A 2,308-nucleotide genomic window follows, 5' to 3' on the forward strand; every position below is an offset into this window, starting at 1 on the left:
GAAGGTCCAGGGCAGACCGCCGGCGCGGTTCCCGCACGCGGCCATCCCGATGCCCGCACCGGACGACAACTCGAAGTCGTCTGGTGGCGGGTACATATCCCGGTACCAGGCCGCCGGGCCACCACCCTGCTGTCGTATGACATACCGGGCACAAGCGCGCTCTTTCTGTCACCAGGAAGATCCGTCGGGCTGGACACCGGAATCGGGAAATACGGGTTTCGCCCGGGGCCTACGCTGGCGCTACCTTCCACCCAGTCTAGGAGTAGCGTGCCGCCTGCCTTCGTTCACCGGATCACGAAGTACGACCCCGCCGACCGTGACGAACACGGCACCTACCAGGGTGCGGAGGAGGCGGTCAGCGACAACGGACCGGTCGAGGCCGCATACCTGGAGGCGATTTCCGCGTTCGCGGAAGCTGCAGGCATTGATCATCTGGAAATCCGTGAGCCCTCCATCACCGGACACGTCCACCTCGGTGCCCAGCCGGCGGTCCAGGGGCACGGTCTCAGCGGGCTCTTCCCGGCTGACCTCGCCGGCTACCACGACGGGGCCGAGGTCTCCCTGGCGCTGGCCTTGGAGCTGGTCCGCGTCATGCTCCGTGAGCAGGGCGCCTGGTGCCGACTGGAAGCAGAAGACGGTTTCGCCGTGCATGTCGGATGGGACCAGTACGTGTATGTGAGCAGCGACCAGCCCTGCACAGACGCCGTGCTCCGTACGCGGAAACTCGGCCTCTTCGCGGAACGGCTGCCGGCCTCCCCTTACGCCGCAGAACCAGAAGTGACAGAAGCCGCCGACGAGGCCTTCTGGGCGTCCGTGCACACCGCGCTGGTGGCGCGACAAGGCCTGCTCCTGGAAGAAACCCATATCGTCAACGCCACACGCTGGCACCGTCTCACCACGGAGAACCTCAACGCTGTGCGCGCCGGTCTCGGCCCGCGTGCCCTGCTGACCGTCTGGCCCGACTTGCAACCCGACGTCGGCGCGGTCCTGACCGCGCTACCGTCGGAAGGGCACATCGAGTTCGTCTGGGAGGCGAAGGAGGGAACGATCAGAAACGTGACCGTCGATGAGACCCATTATCAGGAGCTCGCTGCCCTGGTAGCCGACGCGCGAGCGGCCCGCGCCCTGTCCCTCTACACCGACGAACGCAGTCCACTGCTCCGAGCCGTTCTACCCGACACCGACGGCGTGCTGCGCGCACGGTGGTGACCCGATCCATGAGCCGACGCTCAGAAGTTGGTCACAGCACCGGCCGAGCTGGCGAATGGAGATGGTCGAGGCAGTCTGCTACGAGGAGGCTCGATCATTCTGACCTCGGGCAAGGCCTTCAGCGAATGGGCCAGGTCTTCGGCGACGAAGTGCTGGTCACCGCCATTCTCGACCGGTTTCTCCACCCTGGCGACGTGATCTCGGTCAACAGCCCCAGCGACCGGCTCAAGAACCGGCTCGCCGCCATCGAACGGGACACCCAAGTGGCCTGACCAGCTACAGGGGCGGAGCCCGTCACCGGACGACAGAAATCTTAGGGAGGGACTGCTGCCATTCACCCAGTTCCGCAACGAGAACCCGGCGGGCCAGCCGCCGGGCCAGAGCCCACCCCGCATCAGTGGACAGGGCATCTCTTGCCCATCGATCAGCGTTCTCGCCACCGCTCATCTCGCTGAGGATCACATCAATCTGCCGCAGGTCAGTCATGACTTCGCGGGCGAGCAGCCCCTCGGCCACCAGTACGTCGGCCATACGGAAAGCGTGATCGAAGTCCAGGGCGATCTCATCCGTCATCACCGCATGCCTGACCAGCCAGGCCACTTGGAGCTGGGCATCAGCCGCCAACACGGTCAGTGCCTCCATCAACAGGCGTCGACGGAACGAGGGATCAGGGCTCTCCACCGCACGATCGTCGCACGCCTACTGCCGAGGCGCACAGGCGAACATCCGGCTGAGCGCACTGTCCGTACCTACCTGAGCACTACTTTTGCAAGGCAAAATGGTTGCGAAGTTCGCGACGAACCGTGAGGTCAAGCGCGACTTTTCACCGTTCCAGCTATGAACGTTCGGCCCAGAAATAGGCACCGTATCCCCTATCGATCTGCCCTGCGAAGTCTCTATTTGAGCTCGCGAGGGCTCTGATCCATGTCATGAAACCATTTACGGGGAGCCGGAGTGGCGGCGGGCGAGGGTCTGCCAGCGCCGCTCGAATTCGTCGGCGTGCTCGTTGACGTAGGCGGTGGTGATGGGTTTGTTGTACTGGCCGGTGATTCCCTGGGCTGCGCAGTGCCGTGCGACGGTGTCCGCGCCGGGGTTCTCT

General features: G+C 64.7%; 2 protein-coding genes and 1 pseudogene. 2 read left to right on the forward strand and 1 reads right to left on the reverse strand.

What is annotated here, in order from left to right; all coding sequences use genetic code 11:
• Positions 1-267: 267 nt before the first annotated feature.
• Together ACFIF2_RS35745 and ACFIF2_RS35750 are read left to right on the forward strand one after the other, a co-directional pair.
• Positions 268-1,209 (forward strand): RNA-binding protein, encoded by a 942-nt coding sequence (locus tag ACFIF2_RS35745; protein ID WP_395577462.1) that lies wholly within the window; start codon positions 268-270, stop codon positions 1,207-1,209.
• 87 nt (positions 1,210-1,296) lie between these two features.
• Positions 1,297-1,481 (forward strand): annotated as a pseudogene (locus ACFIF2_RS35750) (ATP-binding protein); the annotation flags it as partial.
• A 22-nt stretch (positions 1,482-1,503) separates the two neighbouring features.
• On the opposite strand, the gene ACFIF2_RS35755 reads toward ACFIF2_RS35750, so the two are convergent.
• Complete coding sequence (locus tag ACFIF2_RS35755) at positions 1,504-1,890, reverse strand: hypothetical protein (RefSeq protein ID WP_395577463.1); 387 nt, start codon at positions 1,888-1,890, stop codon at positions 1,504-1,506.
• Between the last annotated feature and the right edge of the window lie 418 nt (positions 1,891-2,308).

Source organism: Streptomyces sp. BK79 (assembly GCF_044142145.1).
Classification (GTDB): Bacteria; Actinomycetota; Actinomycetes; order Streptomycetales; family Streptomycetaceae; genus Streptomyces.